A 23,916-nucleotide genomic window follows, 5' to 3' on the forward strand; every position below is an offset into this window, starting at 1 on the left:
ACTTCTTAATCATCAATCACGCGTACTATGAATCTTAGTCGAGTTCTTCTTTTTATTCTTTGTATTGCCACGGCTCAGGCCCAGTCGCCCATTAATTTAATTCCCCAGCCTGTGAGTGTGCAGCCTCAAACTGGCACTTTTACCCTTACCAAAGCAACTACTATTCACTACAACCAGGCCGATGGGCGCGCGGTGGCTGATATGCTTAGCCAGCGACTGAATATGCCAACCGGTTTTGGCCTGGTGGCAAAGTCAGGTAAAACCGGCAAAATTCAACTGAATCTGACCGATACGCCCAATACCCAATTAGGCGAAGAAGGGTATACACTAGATGCTTCGCCGAAAGGAGTCATTATTACAGCAAATCGTCCTGCGGGGTTGTTTTATGGTATGCAAACCCTGACTCAGCTCCTTCCGAAAGAAATTGAGGGCAAGACCGTAACCACGAAAACCTGGAGTATTCCTGCTGTTCGGATCACCGATTATCCGCGCTTCGGCTGGCGGGGGATCATGTTCGATGTAAGCCGTCATTTCTTCACAAAAGTGGAGGTAAAGCAGTACATCGACCAGCTGGCGAAACTGAAGTACAATACATTTCACTGGCACCTGACCGATGATAACGGCTGGCGAATTGAAATTAAATCGTTGCCCAAACTTACCTCTGTAGGGGCCTGGCGGGTTGCCAGAGCGGGGCACTTTGGCGATCGGGCCGAGCCAAAACCAGGCGAACCAACCCCTTATGGTGGCTTTTATACGCAAGACGACATTCGGGAGATTATTGCCTATGCCCAGGCCCGTAACGTAACCATTGTTCCTGAAATTGACGTACCTGGCCACAGTATGGCTGCGCTTGCGGCTTATCCGGAACTCAGTTGCACAAAGGCCATTGTTAGTGTTAACCCTGGAACGGCATTTTCCGACTGGTATGGTAATGGCACGTTTAAAATGAAGGTTGAGAATACGTTGAATCCGTCAGATGAAAAAGTCTATGAGTTTTTAGATAAGGTATTTACCGAAGTAGCCGCACTCTTCCCGAGCCCGTACATCCATGTTGGGGGCGATGAGTGCTACAAAGGTTATTGGGCGAATGATCCCGGTTGTCAGGCATTGATGAAGCAGTTGAATATCCGGCACGTCGAAGATTTGCAGGGGTACTTTATGAACCGGGTTGAAAAGATTTTAACGGCCAAAGGCAAGAAATTACTGGGTTGGGATGAGATTCTGGAAGGCGGAATTTCGCCGGGTGCTACGTTGATGAGCTGGCGGGGTGTCAAGTACGGCATTGAAGCAGCGCACGCGGGCCATAATGTAGTCATGACCCCCACGACCTTTGCCTATCTGGATTATGTTCAGGGAGAACCAACGATTGATCCGCCCATTTACGCCAGTTTGCGCGCACGAACCAGCTATAACTATGAACCCGTTCCAGATGGAGTAGATGCCAAGTATATTCTGGGTGGGCAGGGTAATCTCTGGACGGAACAGATACCAACCCTGCGGTATGCCGAATACATGACCTATCCACGCGCCTGGGCCTTATCGGAAGTGTTTTGGTCGCCGAAGGAGGTTAAGAACTGGCCCAACTTTGTGCAACGGATGGAAACGCATTTTGAGCGGGCCGATGCCGCCCAGGTCAACTATTCGCGGGCGATTTATGACGCTATTGTTAAAACAAGTATGAAAGATGGCAAACTACGCCTTGAACTGGAAGGTGAAGTGCCGGGTCTGGATATCTACTACACAATTGACGATACCATGCCTGACCAGTTCTCAACTCGGTACAGCCAGCCTGTTGACCTGCCCGACGGCCCTATTAATCTTCGGGTAATTACCTATCGGGCCGGAAAACCAATTGGACACTTGATTACCCTCACGCGCGATGCGTTGCAGAAGCGGGTTGGGCGTTTTTAAATAAGATAGACCGCTGATTTTTATGATGACTATGATTCAACATGATTTAAAGGAATCTGGAACTCGTTGAAAATTATAATCATCATAAAAATCAGCGGTCTATTGTAATCAGAAAACCCCTTCATACACATCACCAACTTGCATAGTAATCCCAAGTGCACGGACATCAAACGAATCCGTTAAATCAGTGTAAAAAGCATACTCCCACTTTGTTCCTGTACGCTGATACACTTCGACCAACAACTCAGCCTGGGAAACAATTAGATAGCACTCAATCGAAGGTATACCGATATACTCATGGAATTTCTCATCATGATCAACACCAGAAGAATTTTCAGAGGTAACTTCAACCGTTACTATGGCGCGATGAACTACATGTGTGTCGTCAACATCATCAGTAGGTACAACCATGATATCTGGGTAACGATACTTTCGACCTGGAACAGTACGGAGCTTCACATCGTGGTTGTAGACTTCAAAGGGCTTACCTTTTAAACCCAGACGGAGGGCCATATAAATACTGCCCGCAATTATATTTGCTTTCTTAGACTCTCCTGGCATCTCAAGTAGGATTCCATCTACAAACTCATGCTTTACCTCCGAATTCTTCTCGAATTCCAGGTATTCATCAACTGTGTAGATGCGCTTTTGAATTTCTTCCGCTATCATATTGAGCTGCTTTGGTTGAGTGAAAATAGCTGGTATTTGGTAGAAATCAAATAGTCAACAGGTAATTGATTTTTGATTACTTCAGCCAGCGATCCAAATCAATTCGAAGGGATAATTGGCTGGTTCCGGCTGTGGGAACGGATGTAAACCGGGCGTAGGTTAGCTGGAACCCCTTCGCCTGTACCGAGGCTCCGAATGAAATACCCGCGCCCGCTCCACCCGTAGTCAGCTTACCTTCCTGATGCTTCTGGTGGTTGTAGCCCACTAACAGATTCACGTTTCGATGGACCAATAGCTCGGCCCCAATACTAAGGTGCCGGGCTATTTTCTCGGTTACGCTGGTGGTTTGCGGAATTGGATTGCCGCTCAAATCGTAGCGGACATTCAGATTCGGATCGGTATAGCTGATGTCGAAGCGCTGAAGATGGTGGGCCGTCAGCGTTAGGCGAATTGGTGCATGTTCGGGTTTTATGGTTACGCCCGCCTGTAAATCGAAGGGTAGATCGGCATCGAGCGAGCCGTAGTTTTTGATCAGATAGCCTACGTTTTTAGCGACCAGTCCGAAGGTGAGATCTTTTTTCGGATGCCGCCAAACCCCACCTAAATCGGCCAGAACGCCAAAGGCGGAATACATATCGATGCTGGACCCAACCGCTTTGATGGTTGCCCCAAGAGTAAAGTTGCCTTCTGTTCGGGCGTGGGTAATACTCAGGGCATAATCATTCGCAGAGAAAGTGCCAGTTGTGTTACCCACGGGGTCAGTCATGGTGAACTGGCCGTAGCTCAAATATTGCAAGCCAGCCGCCCACCCGGAACGCCGGTTCGATGCCTTACTCTTTATCGGCAAACCATACTGCAACGTATAATATTTTGCGGCTGCCAGATACGGCATCAGGCTGATAGATAAGTCATTATCTTTAACAGAATCGGCTAGGGCAGGGTTGTTCAAGTGATACGAGCCATCGGGACTTGTAGCCGTAGCAACCTGCCCACCAAGGGCGGCAACCCGAGCGTATGTAGGTAAGTCGAGGAAGGAAAAAATACGTTGCCCACCCAGCGGTTGAGCGACCGCCAGGAACGGCCACAGTATGACCAAAAGCAATAGAATAAAACAGGCTCTCAAGCGGAAGTCGTTCGCAGTTTTTACAAAGAAAGCCAATTTTTAGACCACCAACCGCATGCAGTTTGATATTCGAAGGAAACGAATTCGCATTAACTCAAAATGAATACCCCAGTTTTATGCCGTATGAAAAACTGGCGGTTGGCCGATCAGGGATTGAAAATAAATTAATAACGTTGATCCCATATGACCCATAAAAAGGAAGGCCTTCCGGAACCGTAAAGCGGTCGAGGGTACCCCAACGAACACCAACACCACCGTAGAAGTCGGCCAATAGCCGATTGTTTCGTGACAATGAAAATTGCCGCCCAAATTTTACATGCCCCGCCCAAATTTGCTTGGTTATAGGTGCCGAATACATCTGGTAATACTGGCAAGGACCAGATTCGCAGCCAACACCCACCGTTCCATGTTCGTTAGCGGTTGTTTGCTTAAAGAGGCCTTCCAGCGCCACATACGAACCAATTGGCCCCCCATGCCAGTAATAGCGCCACTCGGCCCGCCCTCGCCAGATCTTGGTATCCGTATAACGAGACCGTTGAGACACATCCCAGAGGTTCATGCCTTGCCAACCGTATCCAAGCTCAGCCTGAATAGCCTGATGTTGCCCCACCATTCGCTCTATCCCAAACTGAATCGTATTGCTAGGATCGATTAAGCTGAGCGCAGCAAACTTAACGACCCAGCGCTGGCTCTGCTCGGCATCAATGGAAGATAATGGAAACGCTTTTTCTGTTTGGGCATACGTAGCCAATCCCTGCCCTGTAAGCAATACAAATAGCCAAAGCCAACGATAGGTTTTCATAACTGAACGGGGATTTCGCTGAGTAATTTCAACTGCTTGGGGTCGGCATAACTGTACTGATAGATTCCTTTTGGACCTGTAACAATCAGTAGTTTTTGAGTGGTAATAACGTCGTAGGTCTTTGTGTTATAAAAGTACTCTAGCTCCTTTACATTGGCCGGATCGCTGATATCCATGACCCGAAGGCCATAATCGCCCTCACCCACAAATAGTAACGTACCGTCGGCACTCAGGCCACGTGGGTTGGTCATTGGGTAGCTACGCAGCAATTTGGGGCTGGCTATAGTTCGAATGTCGATTACGTCGAGACTGTTTGCCGTCACTGATTGGTTGCGGCAGTTGGTGCCGCTGCGCAGGGTTACGTAGGCATAATTTCCCTGAACAACAACCGGATCGCAGCTCAGGATATGCGTATAGATGCCTACCGATTTAGGCGCATTAGGCTGATTGATATCATAAATATACATCCCCGTCTGGGTGCCAATAAACAGGTTATTTTGGTACGGGAATATCGTTTCGACACCAAACCCAATATTCGTTTTGCTCCCTTTTTTAGGGTCGCTGCTGGATGAAATATCGTAGGCTTGCAGCGCCGAATTGTTGACCGTATACAAGGTGTTGCCACTTACCGTAAAGCGGGCTGTTGAGCCACCCGTTCCCGATCCGGGCGTTGGCGAATCGCTGCTTGATGCATTGGAGCAGGATGCGAGTACAATTAGTACCAGTAGAGAGGATAGGAATGATTTCATAAATCGTAAATCAGTTACGAGCCAGAAAAACCTTATCGATAACATTGCGGATTTTCAATAGCCGCTTTCTCCCAGCGGATGACCACGCCCTTGTTGGGGTCCGCACATTCAAAGCGTACATTGGTTGCCACGGGAAATGCTGAATACTCGAATACATTTTCCAGCCGCTTCACAAGCCGGACGTTGCGTGGATTGGCAATGTTGAGCGCAACCAGATCCGTTAGGTTGTCAGCATAGAGAATACTGTCTTTGATCGCTAATTCCTGATTACCCAGAATGGCAATAAAGGCGAGTTGGATTGGCTTTTCCGGGTCAGAATTATCCATAATATGAATACCGCTGCCCACATCATTGATAAACAGATACTTGTCCTTAATGTAAATTTTGCCCACGTTTTTGAGTGGTTGCGGAGCGAGTGTCTGCACCGTCCGGGCATCGGTGTAGGAGGCATAAACTGGCCGGTAGATATCGCTAGTGCTAGGCGGGGGAGGTGCGTACGGCCGACCGCAACTGTCGAGTACTACACAAACGAGCAGCATGAGGAAGGAAAGCAGAAGTCGATTCATGGCGGAATAGTGTTTAGTTCACAAAGGATACAAAAACAAATCAAATCGTTGGAATCCGTAAGAAAAATTAACTTTGTCTATACTTGATTTCACGAAGCCAAATCGCATGCAAACGGAAACCCAACCAGAGACCAATCAGGCTAATTCTCCAAAACTGACCAAATCCGAAATCCTGTCGCGTAAAAATGCTGAAGCTGAACTTGGTGGTGGACAGAAACGCATTGACGCTCAGCATAAAAAGGGGAAATTGACCGCTCGTGAACGCATTGCACTTCTGGTAGATGAGGGCTCGTTTGAGGAAATAGGCAAGTTTGTCATGCACCGCACCCGCGATTTTGGTATGGATAAGGAGCATTATCTTGGCGATGGGGTAGTGACGGGTTACGGCACCGTAGATGGCCGATTAGTCTATGTGTTTGCGCAGGATTTTACCGTTTTCGGAGGAGCCTTGTCAGAAACTCATGCGGAAAAAATATGTAAACTGATGGATCTGGCGTTGCAAAATGGAGCGCCTATCATCGGGCTGAATGACTCGGGTGGTGCCCGGATTCAGGAAGGCGTATTGTCGCTGGCCGGGTATGCCGATATTTTTTACCGCAATACGCGCGCTTCGGGTGTTATTCCCCAATTGTCGGCGGTTATGGGTCCCTGTGCAGGTGGGGCCGTTTATAGCCCGGCCATCACCGATTTTATCTTCATGGTCGAGAATACGAGCTATATGTTCGTGACCGGTCCCAATGTGGTGAAGACCGTTACGCACGAATCCGTCACCGCCGAAGAACTGGGCGGGGCGAGTACGCATAGCACGAAGTCGGGGGTAACCCATTTTTCCTGCGCTAACGAATTGGCTTGTATTCAGTCACTTAAACAGCTGCTCAGTTATATTCCACAAAACTGCGAAGATGAGCCGCCCATGCTCGCCTATGAGCCCACTGACGAGTCCCGGCCAACACTGAATACCATTATCCCCTCCAATCCGAACCAGCCGTACGACATGCGTGAGGTGATCGACGAGTTGGTGGATGTGGGTAGTTTTATGGAGGTTCACAAGAATTTCGCGGAGAACATTGTTGTTGGGTTTGCCCGAATTGGCGGTCGTAGTATCGGTATCGTGGGTAATCAGCCCGCCGTATTAGCGGGTGTGCTCGACATCAATGCCAGTACGAAAGCAGCTCGTTTTGTGCGGTTCTGCGATTGTTTCAACGTCCCCTTGCTCGTCCTCGAAGATGTGCCTGGTTTTCTGCCGGGTACCGATCAGGAATGGAATGGCATCATCACCAACGGTGCCAAATTACTCTTTGCCTTCTGCGAAGCGACTGTGCCCCGTGTGACCGTCATTACCCGTAAAGCCTACGGGGGGGCTTACGATGTGATGAACTCCAAGCACATTGGTGCCGACATGAACTACGCCTGGCCATCGGCCGAAATTGCCGTAATGGGCGCTAGTGGAGCCGCCGAGATCATTTTCAAGCGTGAAATCGCCGAAGCGGAAGACCCTCAGGCCAAATTGCAGGAAAAAGTGCTGGATTACACCGAGAAATTCGCTAATCCGTACCGGGCCGCGCATCGGGGCTATATCGACGAAGTTATCATGCCCGATCAGACCCGCCAGAAACTCATCCGGGCCTTCAAGATGCTGGAAAATAAAGTAGCTACAATGCCTAAGAAAAAACACGGGAATATCCCGTTGTAAGAGACGTGATTTATTAGCTATAAATTTTATTTTTAACCACAGAGGCACAGAGATTAACTAGCTAAAATCCATAGTTTACATCTCTATATTCTCTGTGTCTCTGTGGTTAAAAATTTATTTGATTACGTATAAACGCTTGACTATATGGCAACCCCAACCCCCGAACGCCCAGGTAGTTTATTGAAAACCGTATTAATCGGCCTATTAATAATTTTTGGAATTGCACTGCTGGTGGGAACATTATCGGTATTGTTTCCATAAAGACAGTAGCTAACCTGATTAATAGGGCTTTCAAAATATGCCTCAAAAAATACAATACATTATAGTAATAGGTATGATAAATACAAGAAGTACGACACTTCCGTGTATTAATGAGTTAGCAGAAATATTATGATCAACCGACAAATAGATAAGACAGCTTTTAAAGAGGAGTTAAATTCAGATGAATACAAAACTGAATGGAATAGATTTGTGGAAATGAGAAAGTCGATAACGTATTGCCTCTCATTCTGTTATATGAACTCACTAAGAGATGGAATTAGTGGCGAAAGAAATTTTTTCTTACGCATGGTTGACGACATTATTCAATCTGTTATTTCAATCGAAATAATTGCAAAAGAAGGTATAATGAACACTTGCAGAAGAGAATTGAGATACTTAATTGAGCTTTCAATAAAAAGTTGCTTGATAGTAAATAATACAACTAAAAAAGCTTTTGATGAACAAATAACTGAATATGAAAAGCTTCTAAATTCTTCAAATATAAATCCAATAAATACATTACGTTTTACTTATTTACCAGGAGAAAACGAAGATGAATTTAAGGCCGAAGTGAAAAGATTATATGGATATTTATGTAAATATTCACATTCAAGTGCACACCAAATTAGAGAAAGATTAGAAAGGGCGGAAATAGGAAGAAGTATAGGATTTGAAGGAATTCAAGAATTGAAAGAACTTAATAATGACATTGAAAGAGTACTTGCAGTTGTTATAGTAATGATTTTTCATTCAATTGCTCAATATGTAGTAGGAGACTTTATGGTTGAGCCTGATGGTCAAACAGTTAATTGGTATTTCAATAAGTCTAAATATATAAATATAATAGACCAAAATTTTGACTATAAGCATGAAAGACAATTACTTTTACCAATACTAAAACAACAACGATTAGAAAGAATAAAATTTTAAATAAAAGTATTTATTCTAACATGGGTTTGGCAAAAGTGGCACTTTAGTACTAGGCTGAACATTTGTACTTTCTATTAGTGTTTGTACTAAATTTGAACTTTAGTACTATCTAAACCCTACCTTCGGCAAGCCCAAAGCCGTCGATAAGCGTGATAAACAAATGACAGTGATCATACGAAAGAATCTTACAGCGACATCCATTTTGATGATCGTTTTTTTTACCTATTGTAATGGGCAAAACAAGTTGTCGGTTGGTCAGGCAATGCAACAGATTCAGCGATCTCATATTGATGCAAATGTGCCGAATAAGCATAAATTCGATGCGTATCTTAAGCGTGATTTGGAAAAATACTTTTCTGGTAAGTATGGTAAAGTTTCTGTAAAGTGGGAGTTCTTACGTGAAGGGCCCACACAAAGCGGAGTGGCATATCCAAAATACTATCTCTGGACAAAGGTTTATGAGAACGAAACGTTGATCACTGAAGGTGCCGCCCGAGTTGCGGCCATTGACCAAATAGAGTTTGACGTAAGGGATTTTTTGTCCTTGCCGAATATAAAAAAGGATATCCCTGGTATATATCAGATTTTTCCACCAGCGGTCTGCGAGACAATAAAACTTCGGCTTTAACTGTCTGTCTGCAATAGCCTTGCAACTATCAGGGCAGTGCGCTACCGAGCTTAACAAGGGGTTGGCACAAGAAGGGCTTCAGGGCAAGAGGCAACTTTCTTCTTTTTAACTACTTGAGTGGAAGGGTGAATGGCAACGGGTTTTTATACCCTTTCTGCGCTAAGCCCCGAACCGTTACCTGAATACTATATCCGCCTAGCCTATGGCATCCAGAATCACGGCACAGGCTTCCCGAATTTGGTCTTCGGTAATAATCAAAGGTGGCGCAATCCGCATCGAATTGTCGCAGAATAAAAACCAGTCAGTAATAACCCCTTTTTCAATAGCCCGGTCAATGACGGGTTTCAATACCGCGAACGATTCAAATTCAACGGCTAGCATTAGCCCTTTACCACGCACTTCCCGAATGGCAGGGTGTTTTAGCAATTCCTTGAACAGCTGCCCCTTAGCCTCGGCCTGTTCATGAAGTTTCTGGTCCTGAATTACCTGAAGCGTAGCCAATGAAGCCGCGCATGAAACCGGGTGCCCCCCAAAAGTGGTGATGTGCCCCAGAATCGGATTGTTTTTGAAAACGCTCATTTTCTCCGCCGAGCTAATAAACGCGCCAATGGGCATGCCGCCCCCCATTCCCTTAGCGCACAGCAGAATGTCGGGATGAACCGGAACGCCAGCCTGACTAAATCCTTCAAATGCCCAGAACGTACCCGTTCGACCAAAGCCCGTCTGAATTTCGTCGAAAATCAGCAACGCACCTACATCGGTGCAGCGTTGTCGAACGGCCTGTAAATAAGCGGTATCGGGTACGCGAACACCTGCCTCGCCCCCAACAACTTCCATAATGACAGCTGCGGTACGGGACGTAATTTGCTCAATATCAGGCGAGTTTCTGTATCGGATATGTCGAATATCGGGTAGGAGGGGGCGGTAGTTTCGCTTGAAGTTTTCGTCGCCGGAGAGGGAAAGAGCGCCCTGGGTAGAGCCGTGGTAGGCGTTGACGCAACTAATCAGCTCAGTGCGACCCGTGTAGCGTTTGGCTAGTTTCATGGCCCCCTCAACCGCTTCGGTGCCGGAGTTTGTGAAATAGACGGTATCTAATTCAGTTGGCAGGGTAGTTGCCAGCGCTTGAGCGAGTTGGGTTTGGGGGGGCTGGATGTATTCGCCATACACCATGAGGTGTAAGTATTTATCCAACTGGTTGTGAATGGCTTCGAGAACACGCGGATGCCGATGTCCAACGTTACTCACGCCAATCCCGGAAATCAGATCCATATAGGGCTTACTGTCCCCTTGCCTGTATAAATAAATACCTTCAGCTCGTTCGATTTCCAACCCTAAAGGGAAATCGGAGGTCTGGGCTATATGCTGAAAAAATAATTGCCGGGGAGTAAGCGTTTGCATGATAAAACTTTCAACAGTACTTCTTCGATTCTAACACCGTCAACCATGAAAACAGTTCTTCTTTTGTTACTGCTAAGTCCCGTTGTTTTGTGGGCACAGGTTTTCAAAATTTCTCCCAACGACACCCAACGCAAGCACTCGTACGTAGTTATGCGCGATGGCTCCGTGGTGCGGGGACAGGTTGTCCGGCAGGATAGTACGGTGATTACGATTCGGAAAGGAAACGGCGATATGACCTTTGTCGAGGCTGACCAGATCATTCGGATTTCACCCAATCGTCCGGACGATGTTGTCCGAACGGAGAGTTATGGCGCAAATCCCACGTTGTATACGGTGTTTGTCTTCAAAGATGGTACCCAGGTGGAGGGCGATTATGTCCGCCGTGACAACACGATGATCACGGTCCGAAAACGGAATGGACAACTGACGTATTTTGAACCCGAGTTACTCGCCCGTGTGGATACAATTCGGGCTGGGGTGACCTCGGCCGATGGAGTTGCCGCCGATGATGGGATATTTTCAAATCGTTTTTCCCCCTGGTTATTAACCGGCCAAACAGCGTTTACGCCTGAAAAAGGCCGGTTTTATTATCGAAATACGTTAGCGCTACGGAATGAATTTGATTATGGGATTACCCGAAACTGGAGCGTTGGGGCCAGTTTTGTATTGCCAATACCTTATTTGGTTCTCAGTGATTTTTACGCGTTTAACGGATTTTTACCTGCTAACTCACACCTGTTTACAAAGTTGAGTGTACCCGTAGGGAATCAATTTCGATTCGCCCTGGCTGTAGATTATCAGGATAAGTTGTATCCGTACATCAATACCCGGGGTGCTCTGACCTATCAGGCACTGGCCGCCATCGGCACTAGTCAGCGAAATGTAACCCTGGGTTTTGGATTGACTGATCGGGGGAAACGACGTTATTATCAATACCTGACACCTTACTCATCAGTAACCCCAATGGACATGCCCATTCCTAATCAGTCATTTCTAACGCTGGGGATTATGCAAAAAGTGTTGCCTGGACTAACGGTCATCAGCGATAATCGCATTAATTTGGGGCAGAATCAGGCCTACTATCTGGATAATCTCGAACGGGCTTCGGTATCGTTTGCGCTTCGGTTCGACCGTCGCCGTCATGCGTTCGATCTGGGTGTGTACAGTCTGATGTACAGAGATAGAGATAAATGGTATGATGGTCGTCAGGTGCGCATCTTAGGGTATCTGGGCTATAATCTGATTATTGGTAAACCGTAACAAATGAAATATCTATCCCTAATGCTGCTTACGCTGCTGCCCTTACTGGCCGTAGCCCAGGACGATTACTACCAGAAGAAAAACACGACCACGCCAGTCAAGCACCCGTATACCATTCTGCTGAAAGATGGGACGCAACTACGGGGTGAGCTTCTACGACAGGATAGTACCGAAGCCATTATCCGAACAAAGAATCTGGGTGAAGTTCGACTGAAATCGGACCAGATTGTTAGAATAGAACAAGAAAGTGTTCAAGCGGAGGGCACTGGTTTTCCGAACCTGTTTTCGCAAACGATGCGATTAGCGCCAACGGCGTTCTCGGCCGAGAAAAATAAACTCTATTATCGGAATTACTTCCTGTATTTTAGTCAGTTTGAATACGGTATTACCGACAACTGGAGCTTTGGGACCACCTTCTTTACGTTTTTGCCAACAGCTATTTTTTCGCTCTCCACCAAAGTGTCATTGCCGGTTAGTAATCGGGTTCGGCTGGGTATCAGTGCGCAGTATATGGGTGTCCGGTCAAATGGGTTGCTAGGGAATTATGGAAACGGCACGGTGGAGGGAATTGGTTATGTACAGGGCATCGTTACCACCGGCGATCGTCAGAATAATACGAGCTACGGACTGGGATGGAGTGTCTCCAATGGCGAATTGTCCCGAAATATTGTAGGCTCCTTTGGACTAGTTAGGAAAGTGAGCCCTAAACTCTCGTTCATTAGTGAAAACTTTGTGCTGTTTGGTAGTGGGGCCGTTGACTTTTCGGGTGTTTTATCGGCCGGAGTCCGGTTCGACCGTCGCCGTCATGCGTTCGATCTGGCGGCCTATATTCCAATTATCATCGGCCGGAACATTTCTACGCCAATTACATTTGTTCCGTATGCGAGCTACCACATCCGGATTGGGAAATAAGCCAAGCTGTCGACCCGCCGAACGACGCATGGCACGGTTTCTGATCGGAGGCTATTTCGGCGATAGGCCTATACGTAATCTGTTTGCAAGCCGTTTATGTTGTTTCTTGGCGACCATACACCGATTTCAGCTAATTTCGCCGTTATTGTGAGACAACCCATTCCTACATGCCTGAGACCCCTACCGATTTACCACCGTTTGTACGTACGTGGCCGCAATTATATGCTATCGTTATAGGTAGTTTAGTTGCCGAAATTCTCCTGTTTTATGTTTTAATGCGCTGGTTATCATGAGTATCCTTGATTGGAGCGTATTAACTCTGACGTTGCTGGGCATTATCGTATATGGTATTGTTCGGAGCCGGGGAAGTCGTAGTATGGACGATTACCTGCTGGCTGGTCATTCGTTACCCTGGTATCATGTGGGCCTGTCCGTAATGGCAACACAGGCCAGTGCAATTACATTTTTATCGGCGCCGGGGCAGGGCTTTGCCGATGGTATGCGGTTCGTCCAGTTTTACTTCGGTTTACCACTGGCAATGGTGGTGCTGGCGGTAACCTTCGTCCCGATTTTTCATAAACTGAAAATCTTTACCGCTTATGAATTCCTGGAAGAGCGGTTCGATATCCGGGTAAGAACGCTCACGGCGGGCTTGTTTCTCCTACAACGGGGCTTATCGACGGGCTTGTCGATCTATGCGCCTGCCATTATTCTCTCTACTATTCTGGGCTGGAATATCTACTGGACCAATCTGCTGATGGGCGGTATGGTGCTCCTGTACACCGTTACGGGTGGTACCAAAGCAATTTCCTACACCCATCTGCAACAAATGGCGATTGTTACCTTTGCGATGGGGCTGGCGGGTTATCTCACCGTTAAATTATTGCCGGAAGGCGTGGGCTTTGTGGATGCTTTGCATGTAGCAGGTAAAGCGGGTCGGATGAATCTCATCGACCTCAAATTCGACCCAAGTAGCCGGTACAATCTCTGGTCGGGCTTGATTGGCGGGTTCTTTCTGCAACTATCCTACTTCGGAACCGATCAATCGCAGGTAGGGCGGTACCTAACGGGCGAAACGATTGGGCAAAGCCGGTTGGGGTTGCTGATGAACGGACTCCTAAAAGTGCCCATGCAGTTCCTGATTTTGCTGGTGGGGGTGCTGGTCTTTGTGTTTTATCAGTTCAATCCATCGCCCACCTTTTTCAATAAGCGGGAAACGGAACTGCTCAAAAAGAGCCGCTACGCGGGGGCGTACCAACTGGCCGAAATCAAGCATCAGAACCTGGCAACGCAGCGTCAAAAGGCCGTATTGGATATGCAGGTGGCATTGAAAGCCGATGATGAAGCCGGACAGGATGCAGCCGGGAGCATTCTTCGCGAAACCGACGAAGCCCTGAACGTAGTGAAAGCCGACGTGGCGGATCTGATCAAGAAAAACAATCCGGCCGCCGATACCAACGATGTCAACTATGTGTTTCTGCGTTTTGTGCTGGATTACCTACCGCATGGGCTGATTGGCTTGCTCATTGCCGTCATTTTCAGTGCGTCTATGGGGTCCATTGCATCGGCCTATAACTCGCTGGCGTCCACCACCGTTGTTGATATATATAAGCGGCTGGTCAAGAAGGAAGGCACCGACCTGCATTATTTGCAGGCATCCCGCTGGTCCACTATTGGCTGGGGGATTTTCTGCATTGTAGTGGCGATGTTTGCCAACCAGCTAGGCAGTATGATCGAGGCCGTTAATATTCTGGGTTCTCTCTTTTACGGGGTTATCCTGGGCGTATTTGTGGTGGCCTTTTACGTCAAATCCATCGGAGGACGCGCTACGTTTATGGCCACCATTCTGGCCGAGCTATTGGTCATCGTTAGCTGGTATCTGGACCTGACCGCCTTTCTGTGGCTGAACGCCATTGGCTGTTTACTGGTCGTTGCAATTGCCTGGGTATTGCAGAAAACGGTATATCGGTAGGGGAGATTGAGCGGTTGAACAGTTGGATATGCAGATTTGATTAACATAACGTTTGATTATAGAACTGGTCAGATCTAGTTTGCGACGAGAGAATGAAGAAAATACTTTTAGCCATTTTAACCTGCTGGTTGGTTGGCGTAGGGACCGCGAAAGCTCAAATTATGGTAGGGAGCATTAATGTTGATAGTCTGGATATTCAGTACATTGAGTTAATTGGCTTTAATCGATCTACCTGGGAAGCTAGTGTCTGGATTGACTTCGGCCGGAATTATACTGCTAATAAATCAAGCGAGTTCTTGAAACCCCTTAACGATCATGAATGGGTACGTTTTGCCTCTGTCGTTGACGCGCTGAACTATATTTATAAAAATGGTTGGGAGTTAGTAAACGTGTATGTCCCCTCACCTGATGCTCCTCGCCATTATGTTTTACAGCGGAGAAGTCAAGCTGTAAAATGAATTGACTAACTGATGTTATTAGTCCTAGGTTTACATATTACCACTTATACAACAACTATAATCTATGCAATAGTGAGCTTTTAGGCATCTAAAAGAATGAAATCTATCCTTGACTCAACCAATGCACTTACTTCCGTACCCGATGTCATTAACCTTGGCTCTATCCATTAGCCTGTTAGTATCTGTGAGTGGTTATGGCTGTAGCTGTCAAGACGGAGGCTCTATTCTAGACAATATAAAGATTTCATCCATTGTCTTTTCTGGCACAGTACTTTCCGTTAAGGAGACTAATAATTATAGAGGATGGGTAGCCTATAAAATTAAAATTGATAAACTTTTTAGGGGCAAGGTTAAATCGAATGTCGTGATTATCTGGACTCCTAGCGGAAACACCTCTTGTGGGTTAAAACTCACTTCCAGAAAGGTGTTGATCTATGCACAAGATGCCGCTTTTTATCGGCTAAAATCGTACGTCAAGGGTTTCTCCTTTTATACCAATGTCTGCCTGAAAAGTGGTTCCTATTCGCTTTCCGAAGAGAAGGGAATACTACAAGCATTAAAACGAATCTAATTGAACTTAAACTCGAAACGACGCCGAACATTTTGGAAATAATTCTGGCTAAAATCTCTTTACATAAAATTAGTTATAAAACTGCTCTAGGAAAAATGCAAAACCAGCAAAGGCGGCATAATGTGCCGCCTTTGCTAACTCATTACTCCTTACGCCTTCTTCTTACCCTTTCCAGCTTTCATGGCAGGCATAGCCGCCGGAACTTTCGCGGTGTATTCCGTAATGCTTTTCTCAATACCATCCTTAAAGAACGGGAAGGCGGCATCGTTCGATGTTTGACCCATCGAAAGGGCTTTCTGCGCCAGTGGCAGCGCATCAGTGTACTTGCCCATCTTGGCCAGAATCTGCGATTTTACGTATAGGTTCCGGTAGTTTTCGCCTTTGGCAATCGACTTGTCTATCCAGGTTAACGACTGCTCCAGGTTGCGGCCTTTCGACAGGTTGTAGCTGGCGGCTGCCTGTAAAACGGCGGCATCGTCGGGCTTGTCGGCAACGGCTTTGTCTACGTTAGCGGCTGCATTGGCGGTTACGTCCACTTTTAAACTAGCACTTGCAACAACGTTGGCCCACTTGAAATTCATCTTGGCTGTGCTATCGCTCAGGTCACTGAAATCAATCGTGAAGGTTTCCACTTTCTCACTGTTTTCGGCAGGGGTAAGATTCACGCGCAGGGCGTCTTCTTCCTGTTTGTAGGTCTGTTCCGTAACGGTTTTGTTCTTACTGAAAATCAGTGTGGCACTACCATCTTCTGGAATCGATAAAATAGCATAGGTTCCGGCAGGCAGGGTTTTGCCATTCACCATCAGATCGGTCGTGGTGGTAAAGTTGGTGGCACCATTGGCACCTGTCCGCCATACTTTTCCGAGGGGAACGAACGAATCGGTAAAGGGAGTGCGTCCTTTAAGGCTTGGGCGTGAGTACGTTACGGTTAGATCGGTGGTGCCAATGGTTTGCATAACCGAAGCTCCGGGGCTAGGCGAAGGTAATTTAATCTGGGCGGTGGTTAACTGAGCAGCTAAACAAATAGTAGCTACTGTGAGCGAAAGTTTGTGCATAATTCTCTATAGACTATTGAAAAAACAGCACCAAATTGCGGCTTTTTACGCAGAAACCCAACGTATGAGATTTACGATGTTCGATTTACGAATTAGGATTTCCTTTGGTGTACATAACAAATCGTAATTCGAACATCGTAAATCCCAATTCTACTATATGCATCGCCAATTGTTACTTCAACTGCTTCAGCAGCATTCCCCCGCCGATCCGAATGAACAGGCTATGAATCAGGCCACTATCGCCTTTGTTGAGCAATACCCCGATTGCTTCGAGCGGTCGTTGCTTATCGGTCACATTACGGGATCGGCCTGGATTGTTAGCCCCGACCGGACACAAACGCTCCTGATTCATCACCGTAAACTTGATCGTTGGCTCCAGCCCGGCGGTCATGCCGATGGTGATCCCGATGTAGCCGCTGTTGCTCTGCGGGAAGCTCAGGAAGAAACTGGCCTAACATCCCTGAGGCTGCTCATGCCCGCCGACGGTACCCCGGCTATTTTCGATGTGGATGTACACCAAATTCCGGCCCGGCATGATGTGCCTGAACACCTGCATTATGACATCCGTTTTTTACTGGAAGCAGACCCGGATGAGCCATTTGGCGTTTCAGATGAAATTAAGAATATTCAGTGGTTTTCGTTAGAAATGGTAGATAATTACACTGATTCGGAGTCTATTTTGCGATTAATACGAAAAAATATGGCTTAACTATAAGTATAGTAGATGTTTTCGTTGTTTATTGCTACAACAGAGTCTTAACTTTGTTGTACAACAAAACCATAGAAACGGCCATGAAATTAGTCACTTTTTTGCTTGTCGGCATCGGCTTAGTGGCGATGTCGGAGCAGGCATTCTCTCAGGATGACGGAGAGCGAAAGCCCCTGAATAATCCAATGTACTCGACTGGTAATTACAAGCATCCGAACATGGCTGCTGCTGCCCGTCGTTGGGAAACTAAGGAAGGCGTAGCGGTTAAAAAGCCAACCCCCGGTGATGCACAGGTAGCAAACTACAAAAGTCAGATGCCTACCCTACAACCCGTTGGTGGTATTACAGTAGGCCATACACCGTCAACCAATCTGGCCGATCGGAACTATAAAATTCAGCGTGTGAGCGAACCAACACCGGACAAAACCGAGACGGGTTACTACGTGAAGAAACAACAACGGAAAACGGAAATGACCATTGGTCAATAAGTGCCGGAGTTGTAGTAGCAAAAGCGAGTTGCCTGTCCGAAGGGTAACTCGCTTTGTTTGTTAGGAGGTAAAGTAGATGACCGGAATATGTCTATTTTAGTACAATAATTAGCGTCTCTTTCTATGACTAACCTCCATGCTGTTGCATCGAAGCTGTTCAGAATTTATGCTTAGCGTGTATAGGCATCTTTATCAGATGGACCGCCCTGCTCGTCTGATTTTTAGGCTCCTGGGTCTGATGCTCCTGAGCGGCCTAATAGCCAATAGTTGGGGGCAGGTTCCGGTTAGAGAACCTCAATTTGACCGATTATCGTCGAAAAACGGCCTTTCTCATAATTCGATCGTTTGTATCTGGCAGGATACGGATGGGTTCCTATGGCTTGGTACAAAAGACGGTCTAAATAAGTATGATGGCTACGCATTCACCGTCTACAAGCCGGACCCCGGCGATCCTGACAACACGTTTAAACACAACTGGATTTCAGGTATTTGCGAGGATCGAAAAGGAAGGATGTGGGTAGCAACCCTGGGCGGAGGTCTTCATTTATTTAACCGGCAAACCGGCAAAACCACGGCTTACCGAATTGACCCGGCCCGGATTTCGCTCCGTAATGCCATGCATTCAATTGTTGAGGATAAACAGGGCCTTCTATGGATTGCATCGCGGGAAGGACTGAACCGATTCGACCCGGAAACAAGGAAATTCACCTTGTTTCCGTCGCCCAATTCAAAGCGGCCAGATGTATTTACCGTACAGGAGGATAAACAGGGTCGATTGTGGGTCGGTTCTAGTGATGGATTGTATCAATTCAATTGTCGGACAGGGGTCTATAGTCGTTTCAACTTAACGCGGGATCAGTCCGATACGACTGCTGTTTGCCTGGTTTTTCCCGATCCATCGGGCGCTGTATGGATTGGAGCCCTGTCTGGTAAGCTCTACCGGTTAACGGCGGCAGGAAAGCTCCAGACGATCTATACCTACCAGCCTAAAGGTCGGGAAATCAATCGGTTTTACCCATTTGGCGTTCTTAAAACGGATGCGGCTGGTGATCTCTGGGGAACCCTGCCTGGTCATGATGGCCTGATTCATGTAACTGCTACTACGGGGCAACTGGCTCGTGTACTGGCTAATCCGGCTCAAACGGGAAGCCTAAGCAGCAACACAATTTTTTCACTTTGTTTTGATAGGGAAGGAATTTTATGGGTTGGTACCGATAATGGCCTGGATAAGCACGTAGCACAGCCTAAAAAGTTTCATACGTTTCAGCCAATTATCAACAACAACATTACCCGCTTACCAGCCAATAGTGTTCGAGCTATCTGCCAGGATCATACAGGGGTGATTTGGTTTAGTAATGACCTTGGAGAACTCTATTCATTTGATCGCCCGACAGGCCGCTATCAACGCTATTCGCTGAAACCAACTATGCCTGGTCAGGGATTCAGCGACGGTGTTTCAGCCATTTACGAAGATCGTGCCGGGCAAGTGTGGGTTAGCGCTGGGCTTTATCTGCATCGGTTCGATCGAAAGACGGGTCGCTTTGTTCGGTATCGTAGTCAGATTCGGGTTCGTAGCATTCGGGAAGATGCAGCGGGTAACTTGTGGATGGCGGGGCGGGGCCTGGCCTGTTTTACTCCTCGTACCCAACAGTTTACCTACTATTACCCCAACCCAAAAAATCCAGCCAGCCTGGGTGATGATGTCCTGATTGTTGCACTGCCTACGCAGGATGGAACCGTTTGGGCAGCCTCTACCCGAAGAGGGCTTAGTCGGCTTGATGTATCAACGGGCCGATTTACCCAGTATCAACCCAATTACCAGCACCCATTGGGCCACCTGACCGACAAAGATGTTCGTAGCCTGTACGAGGATCACCGGGGGCAGTTATGGATTGGTACCAACCAGGGCGGGTTAAATAGGTATGATGCCCGCACCAATTCATTCGTAGCCTTTACCACCAATGATGGGTTGCCTAATAATCATATTGCCGGCATTGTAGCGGATAAGGATGGTAATCTCTGGCTTTCTACCAACCAGGGCATTTGCAAGTTTAACCCTACAACCAGAACATGCCGGAATTATGATGAGAGCGATGGCTTGCAGGCCAATGAGTTTTTTGAAGTCTATGCAAAAGGAGTAGATGGCCAGTTGCTTTTTGGTGGCCCCAATGGATTCAATATAGTCTCGCCATCCCAGATTCATGATAACCCCCTGATTCCACCCGTACGGATTACCCGCGTACAGGTTCAGAACAAGACTGAGCAACTACCTACAGGAACCCTGGAGCTTCCGTATCAGGAAAACGATATTTCGTTTGACTTTGTGGCACTCAACTTTAACATGCCGGAGAAAAATCAATACGCCTACCAGCTTACCAGAGTCGATAAAGACTGGGTGTATAGCGGTACCCGCCGGTTTGTGAGCTATACCAATCTTGAACCGGGTGACTATGTATTTCAGGTAAAAGCATCGAATAACGATGGGGTCTGGAATGAAAAAGGAACAAAACTCAGTATCCGTATTCAGGCACCTTTTTGGCAAACCTGGTGGTTTCGGGCGCTACTAATACTGCTCAGTTTCGGTCTTATATACCTGGGCCTTCAGTACCGAATCCGGCAGGTAAAGCAGCAGGAAGCGCAAAAAACAGCCTTCAACAAGCAGCTAGCAGCTATGGAAATGCAGGCACTCCGGGCACAGATGAACCCGCATTTTATTTTTAATAGTCTCAATTCAATCAACCGGTTCATTATGAAAAATGAATCGGAGAAAGCGTCCGATTATCTGGCCAAGTTTTCCAAACTGATCCGGTTAATTCTGCACCATTCCAGTATGCCCGTGGTGACGCTGGAAAGTGAGCTGGACGCGCTTCAACTGTACCTGACGCTGGAGTCACTTCGCTTCGATGGTCAGTTCACCTTTTCGATTCGGGTTGGTGAGGAAGTAGAGCCTGCTTATACCGAATTACCACCCATGATTATTCAGCCCTACGTCGAAAATGCCATTTGGCATGGCTTGATGCACAAAGAGGGTGGTGGCCGCATCACGATTGACTGGGCGGTGGAAAATGATACGCTGATCTGTACGATTGATGATAATGGCATTGGCAGGAAGAAGGCTGCCGAGTTGAAAAGTAAATCGGCCACACGGACTAAATCGCTGGGTATGCAGATCACGTCGAACCGACTGAAATTGAGTCAGTTGTTAGATGGCAGGCAGCCAACTGTACTCATTCAGGACTTGGTTGACCCTGAGGGTGAGCCTGCTGGAACAAGTGTAGTCGTGCGGATTCCCATTGGCTAACGAGGATATAGAACGCAGATTCTTATGATCAATATGAGTAAGATATGATTGAAAAAGAGGTAAAATTTACGAACATGTTATTTTCTGAAAAATCATAAGAATCTGTGTTCTATCCATGATAAAAGCACTCATTATTGACGACGAAGCCCATTGCCGGGAGACGTTATCCATGCAATTAGCCAAATATTGCCCGCAGGTAACGGTAGTTGCCGAGTGCCGGTCTGCCGCCGAAGGGCTGAAAGCGATTGCAGATCACACACCTGACCTGCTTTTTCTGGATGTGGAGATGCCGATAATGAATGGCTTTGAAATGCTGGAACAACTCCCCAATATTCCCTTCGATATTATCTTCACCACCGGATACGATACCTATGCCATAAAAGCTATTCGGTTTAGTGCGCTGGATTATTTACTGAAGCCCATTGATAAAGACGATTTGTTGAAAGCCGTTGCCAAAGTTAACCCGCAACCAGAGCCACAGATGGCGCAACAAATTGAGTTACTGCTGCAAAAACTGGGTCATAAACCTGCCTTACAAAAAATTGCACTGCCAAGCCTACAGGGATTTGAACTGGTACTGATCGATACGATTATCCGCTGTGAAGCCGACAATAACTACACCCATGTTTTCCTGAAGTCACGCCAGTCGTTACTCGTATCCCGAACCTTAAAAGAGATTGAGGAGCTGTTGGAGGAGAGTTCGTTTTTACGCGTTCATCAATCCCACTTAATTAATCTGAACGAAATTATCCGCTACGTTCGGGGAGAAGGGGGGTATGTGGTGATGAGCGATAATTCAACCGTTCACGTATCCCGAAGTCGGAAAGATGAACTCCTGAAAATTTTCAGGTGACTGGCGTCATCTGGCCAATCCAATCCTTTCCACAACTGGCCATTTGCTCACCCAAAGCAGTTCGATACTCATTCCGGGTAGGATTTACGCGTTGCCGAACGCTAGTTTATACCTGCCAAGGGAGAAAACTCCTATGTGCACCTAACAGATTTTGACTAACGGCTCTCAACAACTGATTGACTCAACGAGACACCAATATATAGGTACTGCTCCAATAGGAACTGACAAGATGTGAATGTCACTGGATTTAAGTAATAGTTAATTGTTAAGGAAAGCAGTCTCCATCTTGCGAGGCTGCTTTTTTGTGATGATCAGGTATCAGATTAACTATAGAGTTGACCGAATCATTGACTACGACGTGAATTTTCAGTGGAATGGGTTCCAGTCTACCGCTGTTTCCAAATTAGTAATTCCCCTTTTCCGATTGGCACTAAAACAGTATCCATACCTGGCGTTTGTTGCACTAGTTCGGTAAATGCGACCAGCTCTGCCTGATGTGAAACGGCATTATCAACTGCTATCAGGCCGCCTGGTTTTAAAATTGTGTTGACCAATGGCCACCACTCAGTATAGTGGCTGCGTTCTGAGTCGAGAAAAATAAAATCAAAAGAGTGTGGATTACAGGAGGGTAAGTACTCATCTGCCTGATCAACTATAAGGGTGATTGATTGCTCTACGTTAGCCAGCCGAAAATTCTCCCTCGCCCGAATGGCTTTACGTTCATTCATCTCAATTGTAGTTACGTGCCCACCTGTAGGGTGTACTGCATCGGCCAGCCAGATGGTTGAGTAGCCGTTGGAAGTGCCAATTTCGAGAACCTTTTGTGCCTGAGTTGCTTTGATCAGAAGGGCAAGAAAAGCGCCTGTATCCGCTGTGATATTGAGCATTCGCTCATCCTGACGAGTTGCCTGACTGTCATTTTCCTTGCCAAATTTCTCTAGCTCCTGAAGTAAGCTTATCTGTGTCTGATCCATGGACATTCACGTGGTCTACCGATAAACCGTTCACCAGTAAGTGCTAATTGGCCTTGTGTGCGTGTAGCTTCTGGTCATAGAGTGCAAAATTATCGGCCTCAAAACATACAAACAAGATTGTTTCAACCGAGGTTAGTTCTTCCCGGATTTGGAGAACAGTGCTAATAGCAACCTCAGCCGCTTTGTCTTTGGGGTAGCCGTAAATGCCTGTACTGATATTCGGAAACGCAAGGCTGATCAACTTATTCTCGGCAGCAATTTCCAATGACCGACGGTAGCAACTTGCTAGCAACTCGGTCTCATTCTGCCGGCCCCCTCGCCATACAGGGCCAACGGCATGAATGACATGTTTAGCGGGTAACCGATACCCTTTCGTGATCTTGGCATCGCCCGTTTTACAGCCGTTTAGCCTACGACACTCAGCTACCAGTTCAGGACCGGCTGCCCGGTGAATAGCCCCATCGACACCTCCGCCACCCAGTAAACTTGTATTGGCCGCGTTGACAATCGCATCGACTGCCTGTTTGGTAATATCACCCAGAATAACCTGAATTGTTGCCATGGGGTTTCGGTTTTCGGTATACGGTTTTCGGTGGGCTGCCCACCGAAAACCGTATACCGAAAACCATAAAT

21 protein-coding genes are annotated in these 23,916 nt (G+C 46.9%); 12 read left to right on the plus strand and 9 right to left on the minus strand.

Going from position 1 to position 23,916, the window contains the following annotated elements; all coding sequences use genetic code 11:
• Positions 1-27: 27 nt before the first annotated feature.
• Positions 28-1,911, plus strand: coding sequence for a beta-N-acetylhexosaminidase (locus tag EXU85_RS12865; RefSeq protein WP_142772466.1), 1,884 nt, complete (start codon positions 28-30; stop codon positions 1,909-1,911).
• Positions 1,912-2,019: 108 nt separating this feature from the next.
• Here EXU85_RS12865 and EXU85_RS12870 read toward each other — a convergent pair whose 3' ends face one another.
• The 5 genes from EXU85_RS12870 to EXU85_RS12890 form a co-directional block, all read right to left on the minus strand.
• Positions 2,020-2,580, minus strand: a complete 561-nt coding sequence (locus EXU85_RS12870) for a Uma2 family endonuclease (RefSeq protein WP_142772467.1) — start codon at positions 2,578-2,580, stop codon at positions 2,020-2,022.
• Positions 2,581-2,656: 76 nt separating this feature from the next.
• The gene (gene porQ, locus EXU85_RS12875) at positions 2,657-3,676 is read right to left on the minus strand and encodes a type IX secretion system protein PorQ (RefSeq protein WP_246859542.1); all 1,020 of its coding nucleotides are present in this window, start codon (positions 3,674-3,676) and stop codon (positions 2,657-2,659) included.
• 121 nt (positions 3,677-3,797) lie between these two features.
• The gene (locus EXU85_RS12880; protein ID WP_142772469.1) at positions 3,798-4,505 is read right to left on the minus strand and encodes a DUF3575 domain-containing protein; all 708 of its coding nucleotides are present in this window, start codon (positions 4,503-4,505) and stop codon (positions 3,798-3,800) included.
• Positions 4,502-5,254 carry an LVIVD repeat-containing protein gene (locus EXU85_RS12885; RefSeq protein ID WP_142772470.1) on the minus strand — a complete coding sequence of 251 codons (753 nt, stop codon included), beginning with the start codon at positions 5,252-5,254 and terminating at the stop codon, positions 4,502-4,504. The genes EXU85_RS12880 and EXU85_RS12885 overlap by 4 nt, the downstream gene beginning before the upstream one ends.
• Before the next feature lie 32 nt (positions 5,255-5,286).
• On the minus strand, positions 5,287-5,820 hold the full coding sequence (locus EXU85_RS12890) for a hypothetical protein (protein ID WP_142772471.1): 534 nt from the start codon (positions 5,818-5,820) through the stop codon (positions 5,287-5,289).
• A gap of 106 nt (positions 5,821-5,926) precedes the next feature.
• On the opposite strand from EXU85_RS12890, the gene EXU85_RS12895 reads away from it, so the two are divergent.
• From EXU85_RS12895 to EXU85_RS12905, 3 genes are all read left to right on the plus strand, one after another.
• Positions 5,927-7,513 (plus strand): acyl-CoA carboxylase subunit beta, encoded by a 1,587-nt coding sequence (locus tag EXU85_RS12895; protein ID WP_142772472.1) that lies wholly within the window; start codon positions 5,927-5,929, stop codon positions 7,511-7,513.
• 390 nt (positions 7,514-7,903) lie between these two features.
• Complete coding sequence (locus EXU85_RS12900) at positions 7,904-8,704, plus strand: hypothetical protein (RefSeq protein ID WP_142772473.1); 801 nt, start codon at positions 7,904-7,906, stop codon at positions 8,702-8,704.
• Positions 8,705-8,864: 160 nt separating this feature from the next.
• A complete protein-coding gene (locus EXU85_RS12905; RefSeq protein ID WP_142772474.1) occupies positions 8,865-9,332 on the plus strand; it encodes a hypothetical protein in 468 nt (155 codons plus the stop codon).
• Positions 9,333-9,527: 195 nt separating this feature from the next.
• Here the strand turns inward: EXU85_RS12905 and EXU85_RS12910 are convergent, their stop codons facing one another.
• Positions 9,528-10,730, minus strand: coding sequence for an aspartate aminotransferase family protein (locus tag EXU85_RS12910; protein WP_142772475.1), 1,203 nt, complete (start codon positions 10,728-10,730; stop codon positions 9,528-9,530).
• Between the two features lie 45 nt (positions 10,731-10,775).
• Between EXU85_RS12910 and EXU85_RS12915 the strand changes: the two genes are divergently transcribed.
• The 4 genes from EXU85_RS12915 to EXU85_RS12930 all read left to right on the plus strand — a co-directional run bounded on the left by EXU85_RS12915 (position 10,776) and on the right by EXU85_RS12930 (position 15,332).
• Complete coding sequence (locus tag EXU85_RS12915; protein WP_142772476.1) at positions 10,776-11,990, plus strand: hypothetical protein; 1,215 nt, start codon at positions 10,776-10,778, stop codon at positions 11,988-11,990.
• 3 nt (positions 11,991-11,993) lie between these two features.
• Positions 11,994-12,902: a hypothetical protein gene (locus EXU85_RS12920; RefSeq protein WP_142772477.1), complete on the plus strand. Its 909-nt coding sequence runs from the start codon at positions 11,994-11,996 to the stop codon at positions 12,900-12,902.
• 289 nt (positions 12,903-13,191) lie between these two features.
• Entirely contained in the window at positions 13,192-14,874 is a 1,683-nt protein-coding gene (locus EXU85_RS12925) for a sodium:solute symporter (protein ID WP_142772478.1), read from the plus strand.
• Between the two features lie 92 nt (positions 14,875-14,966).
• Positions 14,967-15,332 carry a hypothetical protein gene (locus EXU85_RS12930; protein WP_142772479.1) on the plus strand — a complete coding sequence of 122 codons (366 nt, stop codon included), beginning with the start codon at positions 14,967-14,969 and terminating at the stop codon, positions 15,330-15,332.
• 720 nt (positions 15,333-16,052) lie between these two features.
• On the opposite strand, the gene EXU85_RS12935 is transcribed toward EXU85_RS12930, so the two are convergent.
• The gene (locus EXU85_RS12935; RefSeq protein WP_142772480.1) at positions 16,053-16,958 is read right to left on the minus strand and encodes a DUF2911 domain-containing protein; all 906 of its coding nucleotides are present in this window, start codon (positions 16,956-16,958) and stop codon (positions 16,053-16,055) included.
• A 157-nt stretch (positions 16,959-17,115) separates the two neighbouring features.
• Between EXU85_RS12935 and EXU85_RS12940 the strand changes: the two genes are divergently transcribed.
• The 4 genes from EXU85_RS12940 to EXU85_RS12955 all read left to right on the plus strand — a co-directional run bounded on the left by EXU85_RS12940 (position 17,116) and on the right by EXU85_RS12955 (position 22,309).
• Positions 17,116-17,667 (plus strand): NUDIX hydrolase, encoded by a 552-nt coding sequence (locus EXU85_RS12940; RefSeq protein WP_142772481.1) that lies wholly within the window; start codon positions 17,116-17,118, stop codon positions 17,665-17,667.
• Positions 17,668-17,750: 83 nt separating this feature from the next.
• A complete protein-coding gene (locus EXU85_RS12945; protein WP_142772482.1) occupies positions 17,751-18,155 on the plus strand; it encodes a hypothetical protein in 405 nt (134 codons plus the stop codon).
• A gap of 196 nt (positions 18,156-18,351) precedes the next feature.
• A complete protein-coding gene (locus EXU85_RS12950) occupies positions 18,352-21,456 on the plus strand; it encodes a two-component regulator propeller domain-containing protein (RefSeq protein WP_168207783.1) in 3,105 nt (1,034 codons plus the stop codon).
• A 115-nt stretch (positions 21,457-21,571) separates the two neighbouring features.
• Positions 21,572-22,309 carry a LytTR family DNA-binding domain-containing protein gene (locus EXU85_RS12955; RefSeq protein WP_142772484.1) on the plus strand — a complete coding sequence of 246 codons (738 nt, stop codon included), beginning with the start codon at positions 21,572-21,574 and terminating at the stop codon, positions 22,307-22,309.
• A gap of 386 nt (positions 22,310-22,695) precedes the next feature.
• On the opposite strand, the gene EXU85_RS12960 is transcribed toward EXU85_RS12955, so the two are convergent.
• Both EXU85_RS12960 and EXU85_RS12965 read right to left on the minus strand, forming a co-directional pair.
• Positions 22,696-23,283: an O-methyltransferase gene (locus EXU85_RS12960; RefSeq protein ID WP_142772485.1), complete on the minus strand. Its 588-nt coding sequence runs from the start codon at positions 23,281-23,283 to the stop codon at positions 22,696-22,698.
• Positions 23,284-23,326: 43 nt separating this feature from the next.
• Positions 23,327-23,845, minus strand: coding sequence for an O-acetyl-ADP-ribose deacetylase (locus EXU85_RS12965; protein ID WP_142772486.1), 519 nt, complete (start codon positions 23,843-23,845; stop codon positions 23,327-23,329).
• Between the last annotated feature and the right edge of the window lie 71 nt (positions 23,846-23,916).

The sequence above is a fragment of the Spirosoma sp. KCTC 42546 genome (genome assembly GCF_006965485.1).
In the GTDB taxonomy this organism is placed as follows: domain Bacteria; phylum Bacteroidota; class Bacteroidia; order Cytophagales; family Spirosomataceae; genus Spirosoma.